Genomic DNA, 14,410 nt, shown 5'->3' with positions numbered 1-14,410 from the left:
CAACACCCGTTTATTATCCAGTTGTTCCGAGTGCTGCCGCAACCTGCCGGGCGATCTCGTCATGAATCATCTTGGCCGAATATAGCTTCGGCGTGGTCGATGTGCCTGCCTCGAGTTCTGCTGCAGTCCCTTGCGGCGGTGCTGCTGGGATCGGAGTATTTCCGGCCATCGCTTGGTTCGCACCTGTGCCGATCACAAGGTTTGATGTGCCCGCGCCAATTGCTGTACGGGCAGCAGTTGCATCCGTGGCAGTCAGGACTTGCCGCCCTACTGCCGAAGCGTCAGAGATGTCAACAGCAGCAGGTTTGTAATCCCCAGCCTTGGCTGTTGTTCCTGTGGTTCCAATCGTAAGGTTAGATGTACCTGCACCAATGGCGGTACGTACTGCGGCAGCGTCTGTACCTTTCAAGATCGTCTTTCCAATGGTCGAAGCATCGCTGATTTCCTCAACCTTCGGTGCATAGTTGCCGGGCTTTGCATTGTTGGCTCCTGTACCTAAAGCCAGATTGGAAGTCCCTGCCCCGATTGCGGTGCGAGCAGCTGCAGGGTCTGTTACCTTGAGAATCGCCTTACCCAATTCAGTTGCGTCTGTGATGTCGTCCGCCGTCACAGTAGCGGGTCCGCCACCACTTCCACCGCCAGACATCGGCAACGGATTATTAGGGCCAACGGCTACAAGTTCCCCTTCAGTGTTTTCTATAAACAACACCTTACCTAGATACGATTCATATTTGATACTCAAGCTTCCCATCCCCTTTGCAATGTTTGTTAAGAAGGCGTATGCCTTCTGCTGTTCAGATCCATGAAGGTTAATTGCCTTTGTAGTTTCTACAACCTGGCCAATGTCCACAACCAGCATATTGACCTCAGGGACTTGCAGGAGCGGACGGAGGGTCTCAGGTATATCACCGACAAATACACTGCCCGTCATTAATCCATGATTGATTAGCGACGGACCCAAATAAATAAGCTTATCTGGATTGATTTTCCCCACCCCTTTCAACGGAAAATAAAAAAGCCCAATCAAAAAAAGATTGGACTTATGGCGTATATTTTGTTTGACAATCGTAAAACAAAATGCTATAATGTATATATAAGGAGGTGATAATATTGAAGACAAGGAAAGAAAGACAGAAAGAGGATAGGGACAACAAAATCAAGTCGGCGACTGGCATCATCGGCTTGATTGTCCAAATCCTCACCCTCATCAAGCTACTGCTCAAGTAGTAAACCCGAAACCTCGGCCCCGAAAGGGGCCAGGCGGTAGGGGGTGAATAACAAGGGCTGTCTTTCTTCCAGTATAACATACTGACAGGAGTGATAAAACATGACTCGCAAGAGTACAGAACTGGTAACCTATGCCACACTGGTCATAAGCATCATCAACCTGATTATCCTGGTGGTGAAGTGGTAATGACGCCATTTGAAAATCAGGAAGCAATGAGTAAGTGGGTTGAAGAGAACATCCTGTTTACCTCGGAAGCCATGGAGGTCATGAACTGCACGCGGCAAAATCTCCATCATTTTGTACAGAAAGGCCGGCTGGTTCCTATAAAGACGGTGGGCCGGGAACGTCTATTCCTTCGCTCTGATGTGTTAAAGTTGCAGGAATCCGTCAGTTCCTATAACCGCAAACCTAAAGATGATCAGCCCAGCGAATAAGCTGGGCTGATTTCTCAGCAAAAAAGAGCACCTTTTGAGTGCTCTAGTATTTTAACTTTCCATAATCTCTTTAAGTGTCCAGGATACACTTTCCTTTCCTGCCGTGCTTCTAGCAGTTACCTTTAACACTTCTAAAGTACATTGATTGTCTAAATGCTTCGCAGCCTTAGGTATCAGAAACTTAGGAATTCTCCCGGTAAAAATCTCTCCCTCATATGGCATAAACTCGAAAGACCCCGTTCTTACATTAACTGCGGTAAGCTTACCTGTCGTGGTTATTTCCTCTTCAGAACTCTCCAGCTTATCTGTAAGTATTGTAAAAATTCTCTCTGCTTTTTCCGGATCCAATTGAACAGTTGCTTTTTTTGGACTCCCACTGGTAGTCCAATTAAGATTAATCGGAATTCCAAGCTCTTTGATACTCTTTGCCCAATCTGTATAATGACTCAATGTTCTTTTCCCTAAATACGAAGCGGCTTCAAGCAAAGACTCTTCTTCATCTGATGCATAAAGGAGATTAAACAACTCGTTGATTATTTGTCTTTGGGGTGGTTCCTCAAAAGTTAATTGTTTATTGTTCTCCAATTCAATAACTGCAATAAAAGAGCCTGCTTTTACGGCTTTAAGAACCCATGTATTTCTGTCTATAATTTCTTGTGGAATGGGACCTCTGTTACTTCGTTGATTAAACAAGGTATTTGCCACATTGTCAGTGAGCGATTGAACTCCTCCAAGAACAGCCACTAATGATCTAACAGACACTTCTCCTGAAGGTAAGTCTTCAGGATAAAGAGTTACCTCTAATTCCTCGAATTCATTATTTATACATTCTTCTTCCCTGACCCTCTCAAGATCAGTTATTCGCATTTCTACAGAGTTAATTTCTAACTTTGTCAGAAAATCGGGTATGCCTAATGCTTGATTCATCCTTTGTATTTCCGCGATATAATCAGAACTACTAGCTATCTGTTTATCGAGGCTATCGAAGATGTTCATGAAGCTATCCCCCCAATCATCATCTTGGATAACAATTCGTCCTTCATAATTTCGACCATGCCCTTTGGCTCTCGAGATCTATCAAACGCAAATTGTCCCATCCAATACGTTTCTCTCGTTGCTTGATTGGGATCAACTCTTTGCTGTTCTGCTTCATCCCAATGTTTAAACGTGAGACAAAAGTAAGCGTCACATCGAAATTCCCTTGAAAGGTTGCTAATTATATATAAAATCTTTTCAGCTTCCTCTTCGCTTTCGATATCCTCGGGCCCATAAAAGACAACAAGGTCAATATCGTTTGGGTCAAGCTTACGAGTGAGAAAGCTGCCATCTAACCAAATATAACGTGGCACTTTGATTTGCAGAAGTTGACCTAGCCAGTATTTAAAATTTTCATATATTATTGGTCTTTGAGTTGACCCGGTAAAATCACGCACAAATTGTTGTTCAAATTCTTCGATGTTGTATTGATGAATCCCGGGGTATAGATTTCCGTTTTCCAAGAAATCTTGAGGCATTATAATATTTCCCCTTCATTATTTCCAAAATATTGATTCAATAACCCTTATTATAGCTTCAACAATTCTTAAGTCAACGAATATTAATGCTTTAGACTTGTTGTTATACCCCTTCGAGATAGTACAGCATCTTTCAAAATATTTATAAAAAGAGCCTCCTTTCGGAAGCTCTAAATCCAAAACCTATAATTAATGCCCGACTTATAATTATTTCCTATTAATAGCGGGCTTTTACACGGGTCAAAACCACAAGAAAAGATTTCTTTTCAGTTCTTCGCTCACTCGACGCTGCGCCTCCTCAATGTATCCTTGGACAGACGAGGAAGTAATCCCCAGTAAATTAGCAATCTGTCCATGACTAAAGCATTCACCGTGAGCCAGCATGTAACATTCCCGTTGCCGCGGGCTGAGATACCGCAGCGCCTCTTCGATCTTATCTCGCTGGTCGTCGGTCAAATTACTCGGGCTGCCGGCGGTGGAGCGGCTGGCGAACGCTTGCATCTTGAGTGGATCCAACAGTATCTCCCGCTCGTATCCGGCGCGCCGCTCAATCCCTCGCTTATTTCCCGGCTGCCGCCCCGTGCTTAGCCATTCGATTGTATATCCCAGATCGGATATCATGCCTGATATGACCTTCTTATCATCTGCATCGTCCCGCTTATGCGCTTGCCTGTATGCCCTCTCGGCCTTTCTGAGGGAGATTTTGTAATTCAGGATGTCCGCCGGGCCGAGATCCTTATACGACGTTACAGGGTCGCTCTGTGCTATACTCATCCTCATTCCCCTTTGCATGATATAATTGGTTGTGAGGACTGATCATTCTTGCCCTGCTGCGTCAGGGCTTTTTTCTATATAAACGCATTTAACCGCGTCGGAAAACGTCCGCATATTAGTGGAGATTGGCCGCCCGTAGCTTGCCCGGACTCTGACCCATGTAGCGCCGTAAGCTTCGACGTATACGGGCTTGGCCGTCCTGCTGGCGCCGTAGTAGATAAAATGGCGGTGGCCTGCTGCTAAGGCTGCTTTGATTGCCTTCAGTTTCATCGCTTGCCCCTATGGCGCTTGTCGCCAGACATATCCATCACCATTGCAGCCGTGGCTGGGATATAAGCCCCTTTATGCTCCCCAAAAGTTACCCGATAGCCGTCCCGCTCCTGTTTAGCTCTAAAGCCAACACCGGATACGATGCTGCCGGTGGGTACATCGATGTTTTGGGTGGTTTTAATTATCATTACTTCCCCTCCCTTTGCTTATTTTTATAATTAACAACAAGCAACTCTCACTTACAAAAAAAGACTTGACATCACTTTTGTTACTAGATACCTTCCCGTGAGCCCTCTCGCCGGTCTCCAGAGCCTACAAAACGCCAAAATCGCATTTGATATACTATTGACGTAAGTTAAATAATTGGAGGCGAAAAAATGTTAAAAACTAATGGTGTTATGAAACAAGCGGCTGATATGATTCTAGTTCAAGCATCCGGAATGACTAGTACATGCAAATTTCAAGTTCCTAATTCCGCAGAAAGTTACACTAAAGCACAGCTGAATTTTATCGCTGCTGGGATCCTCAATTATGAAAACACTATTGGTAACGGCGGAGGTTGCGATTCTACAATGAGAGAATTGTTCCCTGGACTTGCAGCATGGGCTGGTATTAAGTAAGAATAAACCTATGGGGTGGTCCTCTGGAGAATCACCCTTTCTTCTTTTAAGTCTATTGCTCTTCTCGCCCTCCTCTATGCCGCCTCTCTTCAGTCAGGCTTATATAGTCGGTTGGTGGCCTTCGGTCGGTTACATTCTTTCGCCTCTAAAATCTGCTCCCCTATCGTCTTCTGCCCTGTTGGATGCTTGTCTACCCTGGGACGTGTCGGACAGTTCCAACTTCCGCCCTGTTTCTCGTAAAGTGAACGCCATCCAGCTGCGCGGAGGCTTGTCCCCGGTTCATTCTTTAGCGTGTATGTGATGATTCGGCGGTACCCGAGGGCCTTGGCTGCTCTCCACGCTGCGCCGTATAGCATGGATGCCGCATTCTTGGTGCCGTCCGTGCAGCAGCGTGTAACCTCTAAGGTCCGGTCATTATCTAAATGCCGAGCGACTGGCCTGCCGACCATCATCACGCCGACTACCTTGTTGTCGTCACTAACAGCGATGCTGTACTTGTGGCCCTGCGGAGGGATATGGTGCCGATGGTGCTGCCGGACGAAAGCGCAGGATTCCTCAAAGCTGACCGGTTGAAGAGTGAGCATCGATATTCGCCCCCTGTGTCTGTGTCATGCTCCCTTAGCTCCTTCCCGCGCTTCCCGGCGTTTGTGGAGTTCATATCGTTCTTCCAGCCATTCTCGTGGTATCACATACCCTGCCTCACCGTAGCGCTGCATAGCCTCTTCAATTTCCTTGATACGGAGGTCTTCCCAGATATACCGTGGTCGTAATCCAATTGGTGGTTTGTTCATTCCGTCTTCTCCCCTTCCTTAGCTCCTTCCCCAAGGGCGGCGTTTATCTTGATAATGATCATGTTCCCGGTATTGTGTCGTAAGCTGGGCGACTCCAAATCTTCCTGCATCAAAGGAATGAGGCTCTTTACTTCTTCCAGCGCTTTGGTTAGTCGGGCTATGGTCTGCTGTGCCTCGGTCAGCGCCTTTTCTAAGCGTTCTTCAGCACATAACGGGCAACTATGTTCCCCTGTGTCTTTCCCATCAATCATGTCCGTGTGAATTGCGTTGAAACTGAAGCCGCAGTCTTCACATTCCCAAAGCTCCGTTTTCTGTTGCTCTGCATCTTCCAGAGCAGCCAGCAAACGTTCGTCTTCGGTCGGCAGTATTACCTTCTGCAAATACTCCGACGCAAATAATCCGCTAAATCCCTCCAAAAACACAGAATCCTGAGCAAGCGCCCCAGTCCCCCGCGTAAATTGGTCGCTGCTGCACGTCCAGATCCGGCCGTTATGCGTTTCTGCCTCTATGCAGGTGTGCATTACTACCCGGTCGCCTTTTTTGAGCTTGGTTGTTTCTTTCCGTTCTGGTGTCATCCTGTATCCCTCCTTTAATTGGGGCGGAGCGAATTTACTTAATCAACTCCATCGTCAATTTTGATGTTTCGTTATCAAGGAGCTGCAGCCACTCGACCTTATATGGACTGGTCATGCAGCTCGGATCGTATTCGCACACCCTGGACCCATTCCTGTTTGTACGATACCGGTGTGGCTTCGCCACGTATGCCCATACCCACCGAGTGCCTTCGGACTCGCATAGTTCGGTGACAATAACACGCCTGCCTAACTGTGATTCGGTATACAAGCGCGGCAGCATTTCCTTGCGCGGATCTTCCGCGATAATTTCACATACCAATCCGATCTTAATACTGTCAAAATCGAGAGGTCGGGATTCGCATTTGATCAACGTCTTTCGCTCGAGGGCCGGAGTTTTCGTTATTTCTGGAGACTGAATAACTTCCGGAAAATCAAACAGCGTCATTTGCTCGGCAGCAGGCTTCATTGTTCATCCTCGATCAGACTGCTGTATGTTTCCCCACACTCCGGGCAGGCTGGTTCCTCCAGCTCGTCCCCTTCGATCTGTAAGATGGCGTATTTGCGACCACAATCGCACTTAAAGACGTCCCATGTCTCCAAAGTCATCGCCTCCTAAAATAACTCCATTTGGCCGAGCTCCAGATCCTTTAACTGCACATAGTTTGGGGCTTGCTCCCAGATGTCGCCGCCGATTCCCCGGAACTCATATTCTCGCCGGACCTGCGTGCCCGAGTGGTATGGTATAACGGTGTAGCAATGGAGCTGGCCTGATCCATACCCTGAAAGGGCGCGTCCGACAAAACTCCGCTTGTAGAGCTCGTTTACAGCTATCAGTTCGACTTCGTTGCCAGTTGCGGCGATGATCCTCCTGAGCTCTTCAGCATGCTCGAGCATTTCCGGTTTGCTGGCTTTAACCGCGTGAGGTGATCCTCGATAAAAACTATCAGTCATGCCCTCCGTGGCACCTCCTTGATCTTGATTTGTACCCGACCCCATTTGTGAGGTTTGCGGCGTTTGATTTCTTCCTCGACTGCAATGATGTCCCATGGAGTAGCCTTTAGGTCCTGTAGGACGACCTGCAGTTCCTGATCTGTGGCTGCTTTAAAATCCATAAGATCACTCCTTATCCTTACCGGCACCGCCGCCGGGCGGCTATGGCGTTATGATCCAAGTCTGTGAGCTTGTCCGGGTCTAACTCCTCGGCCATCCGAGCATAAAGCGGGGCGTAACGGAATTGGCTCTTTGCCTTTGCGATGTAAATATAACCGGCAGGCTCTTCGTCCGGCCGGACCGGCGCGCCAACTCGCTCGCATTCCCGCTCCAGCCCCAGCCATTCACCTGCTGGACGCTCCATAGACCATTTGCCGCCATTGACCCACTCCCCATTGATTTGCTCCGGCTTAGGGACAAATACAGGCTTACCGGACGCTTTAACCTGCGGCTGGTTTAACCACGCGTTTGCTCGCAACCATCTTCCCCCTCTCATGTTCCCGCCGCTCCGCTATCTGGTCGATCATGTCGATTAGCTTTTCCCTGATAAAGGCTTGGCTGAACGCGGCCGGAATGTTGCAGGTGCTGGCCTCGCTGCTGATCTGAGCGACAATGTGGTCAGCGGCCTCCAACTTCTCGTAAAGTCGATATTCCAGGGATTCAAATATGTCTTCCAGCTCCCGGAGCATGTACCGGTTGCGTTGTTCTGGTGTGATAGCCATTACCTGCCTCCGTTCATTCGGAGCATGGCGTCTTCGCGACGCTTGGAGGATGCTTGATTCTCGTAAATGTCCGTGCTGCCGAGGATGCGATCATATATGCGACCATCTTCATCCAGGGGGCGCCCTTCCTTGTCTTTTTCAAACCAACGCTGCAGCCGGCGAAGGTCTAGATTTGTTGTGAAGTTTGTCGGCTTACCCTGGCGGCCGTTGAGGATTGGGAACAAGATGTCGTTAAACTCATATTCCGTTAGGTAGCCGCTGCCCAGCTCGTCCAGCGTGAGAAGGTCGGCCGCTATGGCGCCGTTGATAATGTCTGTAAGGCTCACTTTTGACCCTGACCGGTTGCTGTCTTTGGCAAGGTTGAATAACTGCGGGACATCCAGGAAGAGACAAACCCAGCCCCGTCGATCCAGTTCATGGCTAATGGCTGCCGCCAAGTGGCTTTTCCCGTTGCCGGGCTTGCCGTGGAACAGAAGGCCGGTCTTCCGCCCCTCGAATCTCCGGACAAAATCGCCCGCCGCCTTACAGACACGTTCCGTCCCGGACCGTTGGGTGAAGTTGTAAAAAGTCGCTTGTTTCAACGCTTCATTCATGATCGACCGAGCATATATCCGCTCCATCTTGGCCCGGCGGATTTTCCGTTCTTGCTCCTTCTCTTCCCGCTCCCGCTCCGCTACCACGCAGGGGCAGGCTGGCTTCAGTCCCCATTTCTTGTTGATCGGGATGTAGGTTCTGCCGATTGTCTGCCGGCAGCCGACGCAGCTGTATGTTCCTTCGTACTCGCTATCTGCGAACAAAGAGGTCGTCATCCGAAGGGGCTTCTTCGCGAACTCCGCCGCTGCCGACCGCTCCATTTGCTCCAGCATGCTCGTAATAGGTTCCGTAGTAATTGGGCTGCTCGGGCGGCGGCGGACCGTAGTCATCGTATTCCGCAAAAGATGCTTGTCCTCTTCCGGAAGATTCAACTCCTTGATGTCCAATGTCTTCCCCTCCTTGCAGGTAGTCTTTATAGGTTCCGGCGTTCAGGTATGTGGCCGGCATTTTTGCAAATTCGGAATGAAGTCCAATGGTCTTTAAGTCATTAGCGTAAAGGACGGTGCAGCGGATAAGCGCTTCACGCTCGCTAGGCTGAATTTTCTTTTTCCAGATTCCGTATGACTTGGACTTGTCCTTTTTCCGTGTTGCCGGGAACACTTTCCAAAACCGTTCAAAATCAGGGTCATAATTGCCAGCAGTGGGTTCGGCCGAAGGCGGAACATCACATAATGGTTTTATATTTTTATTTTCTTTACTTTCCTTTCCTTTACTTTCCTTTCCTTGCATTCCGTCAGTACTGCATTCGCTATGCATATGCATACTTTCCGCATTATCAGGAGAGTTGCCCGCCGATGACTTTCCCTTGCCCCATCTAGCTTCAGCGGCTTTTTTCTTGGCTGCATTAACCTTCTCCCTCTTGTCCATACGGCGGAGGAGCGACACGCTCCAAAAGCTCACTCCATCCGTTTCAAACAAGCCGAATTCATGAATACAGTCGTCAATGAACCCCTTTGCTGTAGTGCAATCGGTATCCATTTGTTTTGCATATGCATTGAAAGAGTACTTAGCCTGCATATCCAGTTTGTAGCTGTCAGCATCCCGCATCATTTCGACGAGGATCCAATACCAGCCGTAACCCTCCGAACCATACACGCCCCGCATCCCGAGTATCTTAGGATCATGCCGAGCGTTGCTGTCATGGGAAAAGTAATAAGCCTCTTTCATATGTCACCCACTCGTTTCGTAAAATTCCAAACGCTTTTGCTCGCCCCACTCTCGGCCAGCCTTCGTATAATCAACCCAATGATGGCATGTTCCTGAATTGACGGACGGGCCGCAGAGCATAGCAACGTCATTGACTGTGGTTTTGCCTTGGATTTTCCGGCGCCGGATAAGATGCGCGCACTGCAACTCCCCAACGCATCCGCACGCTCACAGCGGCCGCCGGAGCGGGCCAGCGCAGCGGAATAAACCGCCTTGCTGATCGCTCCGCGCTGCTTGGCTGTGGGTTTTTTGCGCTTGAAATCCGGTTTTGGACAGGGCCGGAACTCAAAAGTGCCGATCTTAAACCCCATGCCGACCACCGAACATATAGTGATTCAGGCAGGCATAATTACAGCACAGGGCCTTTCCGTGCTTAATCGCAGTCTGACCGGCGATAATTACTTTCCGGCACTTCGGGTTTGCACAGTTTCCGACGATCTCCAAATTTTCTTCGTCAGCAGTCGGCTGTGAATTGGTGTTCTGCATTGCGATCTCCTCCGATTGGTGGTATGATGGCCGTAATATTTTTTGTTTAAGTTCTGACAGCTCCCCGGCTCCTACCCCGGTGGGCTGTTTTTCGTTTGTGGATGTTATCCCCATCTTGTCCACACGTCCTTTCGGTCGGAAAGCCAAATGTGTACGTAGATTTCAAAGGTGATGCCCTTTGCCTTGACCCCACCCTCCGCCTGGAACCGATCAGCCAGCCAATGGAGTGTTTCATCAGGCAGCCTGGCGGTTTCATCTTTGACCGCAGCAATCAAGAGCATTGGTCGATCCTCGCAGCGGTGCGGACGTACTGGCGCCGGTAGTGCTCCCGGAGCGTTTCAGTCGGTGCTGTCTCTATCAGCTGCTGCAAATTCCCGCATACACGGACCCTCAATTTCCTGTTCATCATTCCCCTCCTACCCTTCTCGCCTGATTGGCACCCAGGCCGCAATGTAGTTTAGAACTTCCTGGAGGTCATGCCGCAGCACATCCTTGTAACTGCTGACGTTCCAACGGTTTTTAATCTCACGGTGCAGCTGACGGAACCATTCTCCCCGCGCTTCCTTGATCTGCTCAATACTGCAAACCCTCTCGTTAATCGCTCGTTGTACCCGGCGTTGCTGGCCGCTGTCTAAAGTAATCTGGGAATTGAGTTTCGTTTCCACTTCATCCATTCGCTCAACAAGGAGTCCTTGACTTGCCAGCAGGTTATGGGTTGCTGCCAAAAGTGACTGGATCGAATCTCGGTGGACTGCCTGTCCACGGAAATAGCTGTTAACCAACTGCCGTTGTACCTTCCAAGCAAGATCGTCATTAAAGGACTTTACGAGCATGAGATATCCGGATTCAGTAACAGCGATTCCGCCCCTGGGACTTGAAATTCCAAAGCGACGAATTTCGTCGGATTGAAACTTGTCCGGCGTGATGTCGTAATAATCTACGCCAGGGATGAAGCGGTCCCGGTTCTCCCGGAAATTCCGACTTGCCGTGCCTTCTGGTCGGCAATGAAGTTCGTCGATATCCTTGAAAGTTACGACCCGATTACCTTCGATTTCTCGGACGGTCAACTCTTTCACCTGTTGCCGTACATGAATTTGAATTGATTGGCTCATTCTTGCGATCCCTCCAGTGATGAAATAAATCTGACTTCCATATCATCAATGAAACGTTGTAACTTAACCTGGTCGGCGTAAAACCGTCGATACATTGCAATGATGCCTTTAATCAGCGATAGTTCTGCCCCGGCATCATGACAGCTTTGTAGAGTTGATAGAATCCCAGTTTCTTTTGACGCCGCCTTTTTCAAGTCCTGATCCCCCTTTCTCAAATCTCTGACACTTCAATACCGACATTCTGTTCACGCTGAGAAATCCACCGATCAACAGAAGTCTGGCGGAAGTAAATTTGTCCCCGCTGCCAAAAATGCGGAAGCCTGTCCTCTTTCACCATCCGGCGTATAGTACGGTCAGATACTTTCAAGTAATTGCAAAGCTCTTTTACATCAAAGATGTTTCCGTACAGCCGTCTATCAATTTCAGGTTGAAGTTCGGACAACAGCTCTTCCCGCAACCCTTGGCGAATATCTTTGCGCAAAGCTTCGATTAGATCAGCAGTGGTCATTTCAAATCAACTCCAGTCCTGCTTCCTTTCGTTGGAACAACCTTAATTTCTAGACCAAGAGCGTTGCAGGCCTTATTAAGAGTTGTCTCATTCCATCGACGGTTACCCTTTAGAACGTCAATTACATATTGCGGGGAGTATCCTGTCATTCTTGCAAGGTCTGATGGAGTTAACCCATTCTGATTTAGCGCTTTGTTTATGCTTTTAGAAAAATCCACCATTACCACCTCCTGGCGATAATATTAAGCTAATAGCTATATTTAAACAACGCCAATTATATAGCAAATAGCTGTTTCAGGGATTGTATTAAGCACTTAAATAGCTATTTGCTGTATTATTCTCCATTTTGCTCTTTTTTAGAGCTATTAGCTATTTGTGTTTTAAGCTATTGGCTGATAATATTAGAGCAAATAGTTGAAAGAGGATGAAAAATGCCAAATAGAATCAGGGACATTCGGAAAGAGAAGGGAATAAGCGGACCGAAGTTGGCAGAACAGTTAAATATAACTCCTACGTATCTGTATGAGCTTGAATTGGAAAAAAAGAGGTTAGGTTCAGAAATGGCTTCCAACATTGCTGATATTTTCGGAGTAACGGTTGATTACCTCTTAGGTCGGACAGAGGAAAATGATCGTGGGCCTGATGCACCTGACTGGGCCACTGCAAAAGACAAACGTGACTTCAAAAAGATGCTTGAAGAAGATGCCCCCGTTATGTTTGACGGCGTTCCGATCGACGACGAAGACAGGGAAAAAATCAAGCGCGTAATGGAAGCTATGTTTTGGGACGCGAAGGAGAAAAACAAAAAAACATACGGGCGGAAAAAGAAATAAAAGGCGGGAGTTCTCATGGATGAAAAAGTGCGAGCGCTCACCCGAAGATTTAATACTTCTTGCCCGTTTGAGCTTGCGGAGAGATTAAATATTGAAGTCTGGTTTTGTGACCTGGGGAGAAATACCCGGGGAATGTACTATCGCAAAATCCGCAGGCGATTTATTGCGATCCATTCGGGACTGAGTGAGCCTTGGAGAAAATTTGTATGTGCACACGAATTAGCCCATGATCGTCTACATCCAGGGATCAGTCAGTTTTTTCTCGACGATCATTCATTTTTCAACGCAGGGAAATATGAACGGCAGGCCAATTACTTCGCTGTTAAATTATTGACTGCAAATGCCGAACCAGAAATCGGAGAAACTCAGGAGCAGTTCCTGCTCCGATGTTCGATACCGCCGGAGTTACATAAACTCTTCCTCTAACATTGCGCTTTCCGGCTGCAAGGCCGTTTATATATGCCCAAAAACAGAACATACGTTTGGAGAGTGAGAAAAATGTCCAATTGGTGGGAGCACATAAGCGGGAATAATTATCGCTTGCGCACCCGGGACCCTAACAAACTCGGGAACCCCAAAGTATCCACAAAGGTCGAGGTACCGTCAGAGATCGCCAAGAACGAAAAGAAAAAACTGGTGTGGCTTGCAGTGGAAGCGCAGAAGTTTGAAGACTCGGTAATTGCTGGGGACGTGGTGGCCCCGAATAAAACCACTTTTCGAGCTTTCGTCCCTCTATGGGTTAAAGGCTACGCAAAGCAGGAGCTGGGGGAATACACGCTCTATAAGACGATGCCGATTGTCCAAGGAAGACTGATGAGGGCATTTGGTGACGTCCGTATGGACAAAATCACCACGCTTCACCTTGTTAACTTCTTTTCCGAACTCAAGCATTCCAAAACGGGCGAGGAGCTGGCTACAAACAGCAAGCTGAACATTTACAAGGCAGCAGACTCCATTTTCAGCGCAGCTGCTAAGTGGGGGGTTATTAAGCAGAATCCTATGGAAGGTGTAAAGCGGCCCAGCCAAAGTAAAAAGGAACGCAAGCAGATCCGCAGCCGAAAAAAGCACTTTTCTTGGGCCGAAGTCGAAAAGCTGTTAACTGCTCTCTATGATCTGCCTACCCGCTGGCGTCTATACTTTACGGGCTGTATGCTTGGCGGCTTCCGCCGAGGAGAGCTGATGGCGGTAGAATGGCCGGATATCTCACAGGAGCGCCAGGCCATCTGGATCGAGAAGCAGATCACTCTCAACGAAAAAGGGGCTATTGTCGAAGGGGAGGTCAAAACCGAATCGAGCGAAGGCTGGGTGGGTATGCCCGGCTGGTACATGGAGGAACTACGGAAGTATGAAAAGGAATGGCGCAAAGAAAAGCTCCAATGTAAAAAGTGGGAAGGCGGAGATAAGCAGTATCTTTTTCATCGGGGAAATGGGCAGCCGTATTATCCGAACACTCCTACCCTAACGTGGAGCCGTTTTTTAAAGAAACACGATTTACCGCATGTGAAGCTTCACGGTCTTCGGCACACGGCGGGCATGCTGCTGCGTGAATCGGGCGCAGATATTAAAACAATTCAAGAACGTTTACGGCATTCCAAAATTGATATGTCGGCCGAATATACGCACGAATCCGATATTATCAACCGGGAGGTAGTGGACAAGCTTGAAGCCCTCAATCCCAAAAGCTCGAATTTTGCCCCAAAATCTGCCCCAACGCGCTGAACTAGACTCCCCCTCCCCAAAAAAGGGCAAAGAA

At 48.4% G+C, this 14,410-nt stretch carries 25 protein-coding genes; 5 read left to right on the top strand and 20 right to left on the bottom strand.

Annotation, left to right across the window (positions count from 1 at the left end; all coding sequences use genetic code 11):
- Nucleotides 1-13: 13 nt before the first annotated feature.
- Nucleotides 14-1,027: a hypothetical protein gene (locus ACE6ED_RS13290; protein WP_410827649.1), complete on the bottom strand. Its 1,014-nt coding sequence runs from the start codon at nucleotides 1,025-1,027 to the stop codon at nucleotides 14-16.
- Nucleotides 1,028-1,413: 386 nt separating this feature from the next.
- On the opposite strand from ACE6ED_RS13290, the gene ACE6ED_RS13285 reads away from it, so the two are divergent.
- Nucleotides 1,414-1,662: a helix-turn-helix domain-containing protein gene (locus tag ACE6ED_RS13285; RefSeq protein ID WP_410827648.1), complete on the top strand. Its 249-nt coding sequence runs from the start codon at nucleotides 1,414-1,416 to the stop codon at nucleotides 1,660-1,662.
- A 51-nt stretch (nucleotides 1,663-1,713) separates the two neighbouring features.
- Here ACE6ED_RS13285 and ACE6ED_RS13280 read toward each other — a convergent pair whose 3' ends face one another.
- The 4 genes from ACE6ED_RS13280 to ACE6ED_RS13265 all read right to left on the bottom strand — a co-directional run bounded on the left by ACE6ED_RS13280 (nucleotide 1,714) and on the right by ACE6ED_RS13265 (nucleotide 4,408).
- Entirely contained in the window at nucleotides 1,714-2,658 is a 945-nt protein-coding gene (locus ACE6ED_RS13280; RefSeq protein WP_410827647.1) for a hypothetical protein, read from the bottom strand.
- The gene (locus ACE6ED_RS13275) at nucleotides 2,655-3,176 is read right to left on the bottom strand and encodes a DUF6932 family protein (RefSeq protein ID WP_410827646.1); all 522 of its coding nucleotides are present in this window, start codon (nucleotides 3,174-3,176) and stop codon (nucleotides 2,655-2,657) included. Before ACE6ED_RS13275 ends, ACE6ED_RS13280 begins: the two co-directional genes overlap by 4 nt.
- Before the next feature lie 240 nt (nucleotides 3,177-3,416).
- Complete coding sequence (locus ACE6ED_RS13270) at nucleotides 3,417-3,950, bottom strand: sigma factor-like helix-turn-helix DNA-binding protein (protein ID WP_410827645.1); 534 nt, start codon at nucleotides 3,948-3,950, stop codon at nucleotides 3,417-3,419.
- A gap of 266 nt (nucleotides 3,951-4,216) precedes the next feature.
- A complete protein-coding gene (locus tag ACE6ED_RS13265; RefSeq protein ID WP_410827644.1) occupies nucleotides 4,217-4,408 on the bottom strand; it encodes a hypothetical protein in 192 nt (63 codons plus the stop codon).
- 189 nt (nucleotides 4,409-4,597) lie between these two features.
- Here ACE6ED_RS13265 and ACE6ED_RS13260 point away from each other — a divergent pair, with 189 nt between their 5' ends.
- Entirely contained in the window at nucleotides 4,598-4,840 is a 243-nt protein-coding gene (locus ACE6ED_RS13260; protein WP_410827643.1) for a hypothetical protein, read from the top strand.
- Nucleotides 4,841-4,929: 89 nt separating this feature from the next.
- Here the strand turns inward: ACE6ED_RS13260 and ACE6ED_RS13255 are convergent, their stop codons facing one another.
- From ACE6ED_RS13255 to ACE6ED_RS13185, 15 genes are all read right to left on the bottom strand, one after another.
- Complete coding sequence (locus tag ACE6ED_RS13255; protein WP_410827642.1) at nucleotides 4,930-5,424, bottom strand: XF1762 family protein; 495 nt, start codon at nucleotides 5,422-5,424, stop codon at nucleotides 4,930-4,932.
- Between the two features lie 24 nt (nucleotides 5,425-5,448).
- Nucleotides 5,449-5,631 (bottom strand): hypothetical protein, encoded by a 183-nt coding sequence (locus ACE6ED_RS13250; protein WP_410827641.1) that lies wholly within the window; start codon nucleotides 5,629-5,631, stop codon nucleotides 5,449-5,451.
- Nucleotides 5,628-6,206, bottom strand: a complete 579-nt coding sequence (locus ACE6ED_RS13245) for an FmdB family zinc ribbon protein (protein WP_410827640.1) — start codon at nucleotides 6,204-6,206, stop codon at nucleotides 5,628-5,630. The genes ACE6ED_RS13250 and ACE6ED_RS13245 overlap by 4 nt, the downstream gene beginning before the upstream one ends.
- Nucleotides 6,207-6,240: 34 nt before the next feature.
- The gene (locus tag ACE6ED_RS13240) at nucleotides 6,241-6,672 is read right to left on the bottom strand and encodes a hypothetical protein (protein WP_410827639.1); all 432 of its coding nucleotides are present in this window, start codon (nucleotides 6,670-6,672) and stop codon (nucleotides 6,241-6,243) included.
- Between the two features lie 146 nt (nucleotides 6,673-6,818).
- Complete coding sequence (locus ACE6ED_RS13235) at nucleotides 6,819-7,157, bottom strand: hypothetical protein (protein WP_410827638.1); 339 nt, start codon at nucleotides 7,155-7,157, stop codon at nucleotides 6,819-6,821.
- The gene (locus ACE6ED_RS13230; RefSeq protein WP_410827637.1) at nucleotides 7,154-7,318 is read right to left on the bottom strand and encodes a hypothetical protein; all 165 of its coding nucleotides are present in this window, start codon (nucleotides 7,316-7,318) and stop codon (nucleotides 7,154-7,156) included. The genes ACE6ED_RS13235 and ACE6ED_RS13230 overlap by 4 nt, the downstream gene beginning before the upstream one ends.
- A 17-nt stretch (nucleotides 7,319-7,335) precedes the next feature.
- Nucleotides 7,336-7,674 carry a hypothetical protein gene (locus ACE6ED_RS13225; RefSeq protein WP_410827636.1) on the bottom strand — a complete coding sequence of 113 codons (339 nt, stop codon included), beginning with the start codon at nucleotides 7,672-7,674 and terminating at the stop codon, nucleotides 7,336-7,338.
- Nucleotides 7,637-7,918 carry a hypothetical protein gene (locus tag ACE6ED_RS13220; protein ID WP_410827635.1) on the bottom strand — a complete coding sequence of 94 codons (282 nt, stop codon included), beginning with the start codon at nucleotides 7,916-7,918 and terminating at the stop codon, nucleotides 7,637-7,639. The genes ACE6ED_RS13225 and ACE6ED_RS13220 overlap by 38 nt, the downstream gene beginning before the upstream one ends.
- Nucleotides 7,918-8,727 carry an ATP-binding protein gene (locus tag ACE6ED_RS13215; protein WP_410827711.1) on the bottom strand — a complete coding sequence of 270 codons (810 nt, stop codon included), beginning with the start codon at nucleotides 8,725-8,727 and terminating at the stop codon, nucleotides 7,918-7,920. Before ACE6ED_RS13215 ends, ACE6ED_RS13220 begins: the two co-directional genes overlap by 1 nt.
- A complete protein-coding gene (locus tag ACE6ED_RS13210) occupies nucleotides 8,702-9,679 on the bottom strand; it encodes a DUF4373 domain-containing protein (protein ID WP_410827634.1) in 978 nt (325 codons plus the stop codon). Before ACE6ED_RS13210 ends, ACE6ED_RS13215 begins: the two co-directional genes overlap by 26 nt.
- Nucleotides 9,676-10,029: a hypothetical protein gene (locus ACE6ED_RS13205; protein ID WP_410827633.1), complete on the bottom strand. Its 354-nt coding sequence runs from the start codon at nucleotides 10,027-10,029 to the stop codon at nucleotides 9,676-9,678. The genes ACE6ED_RS13210 and ACE6ED_RS13205 overlap by 4 nt, the downstream gene beginning before the upstream one ends.
- 591 nt (nucleotides 10,030-10,620) lie before the next feature.
- Nucleotides 10,621-11,316: an ORF6N domain-containing protein gene (locus ACE6ED_RS13200; protein WP_410827632.1), complete on the bottom strand. Its 696-nt coding sequence runs from the start codon at nucleotides 11,314-11,316 to the stop codon at nucleotides 10,621-10,623.
- On the bottom strand, nucleotides 11,313-11,510 hold the full coding sequence (locus tag ACE6ED_RS13195; protein ID WP_410827631.1) for a hypothetical protein: 198 nt from the start codon (nucleotides 11,508-11,510) through the stop codon (nucleotides 11,313-11,315). Before ACE6ED_RS13195 ends, ACE6ED_RS13200 begins: the two co-directional genes overlap by 4 nt.
- A gap of 17 nt (nucleotides 11,511-11,527) precedes the next feature.
- Entirely contained in the window at nucleotides 11,528-11,824 is a 297-nt protein-coding gene (locus ACE6ED_RS13190) for a helix-turn-helix domain-containing protein (RefSeq protein WP_410827630.1), read from the bottom strand.
- Nucleotides 11,821-12,045, bottom strand: coding sequence for a helix-turn-helix domain-containing protein (locus tag ACE6ED_RS13185; RefSeq protein WP_410827629.1), 225 nt, complete (start codon nucleotides 12,043-12,045; stop codon nucleotides 11,821-11,823). Before ACE6ED_RS13185 ends, ACE6ED_RS13190 begins: the two co-directional genes overlap by 4 nt.
- A 210-nt stretch (nucleotides 12,046-12,255) precedes the next feature.
- On the opposite strand from ACE6ED_RS13185, the gene ACE6ED_RS13180 reads away from it, so the two are divergent.
- The 3 genes from ACE6ED_RS13180 (at nucleotide 12,256) to ACE6ED_RS13170 (ending at nucleotide 14,376) form a co-directional block, all read left to right on the top strand.
- Entirely contained in the window at nucleotides 12,256-12,657 is a 402-nt protein-coding gene (locus ACE6ED_RS13180) for a helix-turn-helix domain-containing protein (RefSeq protein WP_410827628.1), read from the top strand.
- Nucleotides 12,658-12,672: 15 nt separating this feature from the next.
- Entirely contained in the window at nucleotides 12,673-13,083 is a 411-nt protein-coding gene (locus tag ACE6ED_RS13175) for an ImmA/IrrE family metallo-endopeptidase (RefSeq protein ID WP_410827627.1), read from the top strand.
- 72 nt (nucleotides 13,084-13,155) lie between these two features.
- Nucleotides 13,156-14,376: a tyrosine-type recombinase/integrase gene (locus tag ACE6ED_RS13170; RefSeq protein WP_410827626.1), complete on the top strand. Its 1,221-nt coding sequence runs from the start codon at nucleotides 13,156-13,158 to the stop codon at nucleotides 14,374-14,376.
- The last annotated feature ends 34 nt before the right edge of the window (nucleotides 14,377-14,410 follow it).

The organism is Paenibacillus nanchangensis, from assembly GCF_046543445.1.
Lineage (GTDB): Bacteria > Bacillota > Bacilli > Paenibacillales > Paenibacillaceae > Paenibacillus_AQ > Paenibacillus_AQ nanchangensis.
Note: the sequence above shows the minus strand (reverse complement) of the source record. Positions and strands in the feature narration are given on the sequence as shown.

Excerpts from the sequence above, each read along its gene's own strand:
- ACE6ED_RS13170 (WP_410827626.1), top strand. The coding sequence starts at position 13,156 with ATGTCCAATTGGTGGGAGCACATAAGCGGGAATAATTATCGCTTGCGC.
- ACE6ED_RS13210 (WP_410827634.1), bottom strand. The coding sequence starts at position 9,679 with ATGAAAGAGGCTTATTACTTTTCCCATGACAGCAACGCTCGGCATGAT.
- ACE6ED_RS13200 (WP_410827632.1), bottom strand. The coding sequence starts at position 11,316 with ATGAGCCAATCAATTCAAATTCATGTACGGCAACAGGTGAAAGAGTTG.
- ACE6ED_RS13260 (WP_410827643.1), top strand. The coding sequence starts at position 4,598 with ATGTTAAAAACTAATGGTGTTATGAAACAAGCGGCTGATATGATTCTA.
- ACE6ED_RS13255 (WP_410827642.1), bottom strand. The coding sequence starts at position 5,424 with ATGCTCACTCTTCAACCGGTCAGCTTTGAGGAATCCTGCGCTTTCGTC.
- ACE6ED_RS13270 (WP_410827645.1), bottom strand. The coding sequence starts at position 3,950 with ATGAGTATAGCACAGAGCGACCCTGTAACGTCGTATAAGGATCTCGGC.
- ACE6ED_RS13275 (WP_410827646.1), bottom strand. The coding sequence starts at position 3,176 with ATGCCTCAAGATTTCTTGGAAAACGGAAATCTATACCCCGGGATTCAT.
- ACE6ED_RS13190 (WP_410827630.1), bottom strand. The coding sequence starts at position 11,824 with ATGACCACTGCTGATCTAATCGAAGCTTTGCGCAAAGATATTCGCCAA.
- ACE6ED_RS13250 (WP_410827641.1), bottom strand. The coding sequence starts at position 5,631 with ATGAACAAACCACCAATTGGATTACGACCACGGTATATCTGGGAAGAC.
- ACE6ED_RS13280 (WP_410827647.1), bottom strand. The coding sequence starts at position 2,658 with ATGAACATCTTCGATAGCCTCGATAAACAGATAGCTAGTAGTTCTGAT.
- ACE6ED_RS13180 (WP_410827628.1), top strand. The coding sequence starts at position 12,256 with ATGCCAAATAGAATCAGGGACATTCGGAAAGAGAAGGGAATAAGCGGA.
- ACE6ED_RS13220 (WP_410827635.1), bottom strand. The coding sequence starts at position 7,918 with ATGGCTATCACACCAGAACAACGCAACCGGTACATGCTCCGGGAGCTG.
- ACE6ED_RS13215 (WP_410827711.1), bottom strand. The coding sequence starts at position 8,727 with ATGACGACCTCTTTGTTCGCAGATAGCGAGTACGAAGGAACATACAGC.
- ACE6ED_RS13285 (WP_410827648.1), top strand. The coding sequence starts at position 1,414 with ATGACGCCATTTGAAAATCAGGAAGCAATGAGTAAGTGGGTTGAAGAG.
- ACE6ED_RS13175 (WP_410827627.1), top strand. The coding sequence starts at position 12,673 with ATGGATGAAAAAGTGCGAGCGCTCACCCGAAGATTTAATACTTCTTGC.
- ACE6ED_RS13240 (WP_410827639.1), bottom strand. The coding sequence starts at position 6,672 with ATGAAGCCTGCTGCCGAGCAAATGACGCTGTTTGATTTTCCGGAAGTT.
- ACE6ED_RS13230 (WP_410827637.1), bottom strand. The coding sequence starts at position 7,318 with ATGGATTTTAAAGCAGCCACAGATCAGGAACTGCAGGTCGTCCTACAG.
- ACE6ED_RS13185 (WP_410827629.1), bottom strand. The coding sequence starts at position 12,045 with ATGGTGGATTTTTCTAAAAGCATAAACAAAGCGCTAAATCAGAATGGG.
- ACE6ED_RS13235 (WP_410827638.1), bottom strand. The coding sequence starts at position 7,157 with ATGACTGATAGTTTTTATCGAGGATCACCTCACGCGGTTAAAGCCAGC.
- ACE6ED_RS13245 (WP_410827640.1), bottom strand. The coding sequence starts at position 6,206 with ATGACACCAGAACGGAAAGAAACAACCAAGCTCAAAAAAGGCGACCGG.
- ACE6ED_RS13265 (WP_410827644.1), bottom strand. The coding sequence starts at position 4,408 with ATGATAATTAAAACCACCCAAAACATCGATGTACCCACCGGCAGCATC.
- ACE6ED_RS13205 (WP_410827633.1), bottom strand. The coding sequence starts at position 10,029 with ATGGGGTTTAAGATCGGCACTTTTGAGTTCCGGCCCTGTCCAAAACCG.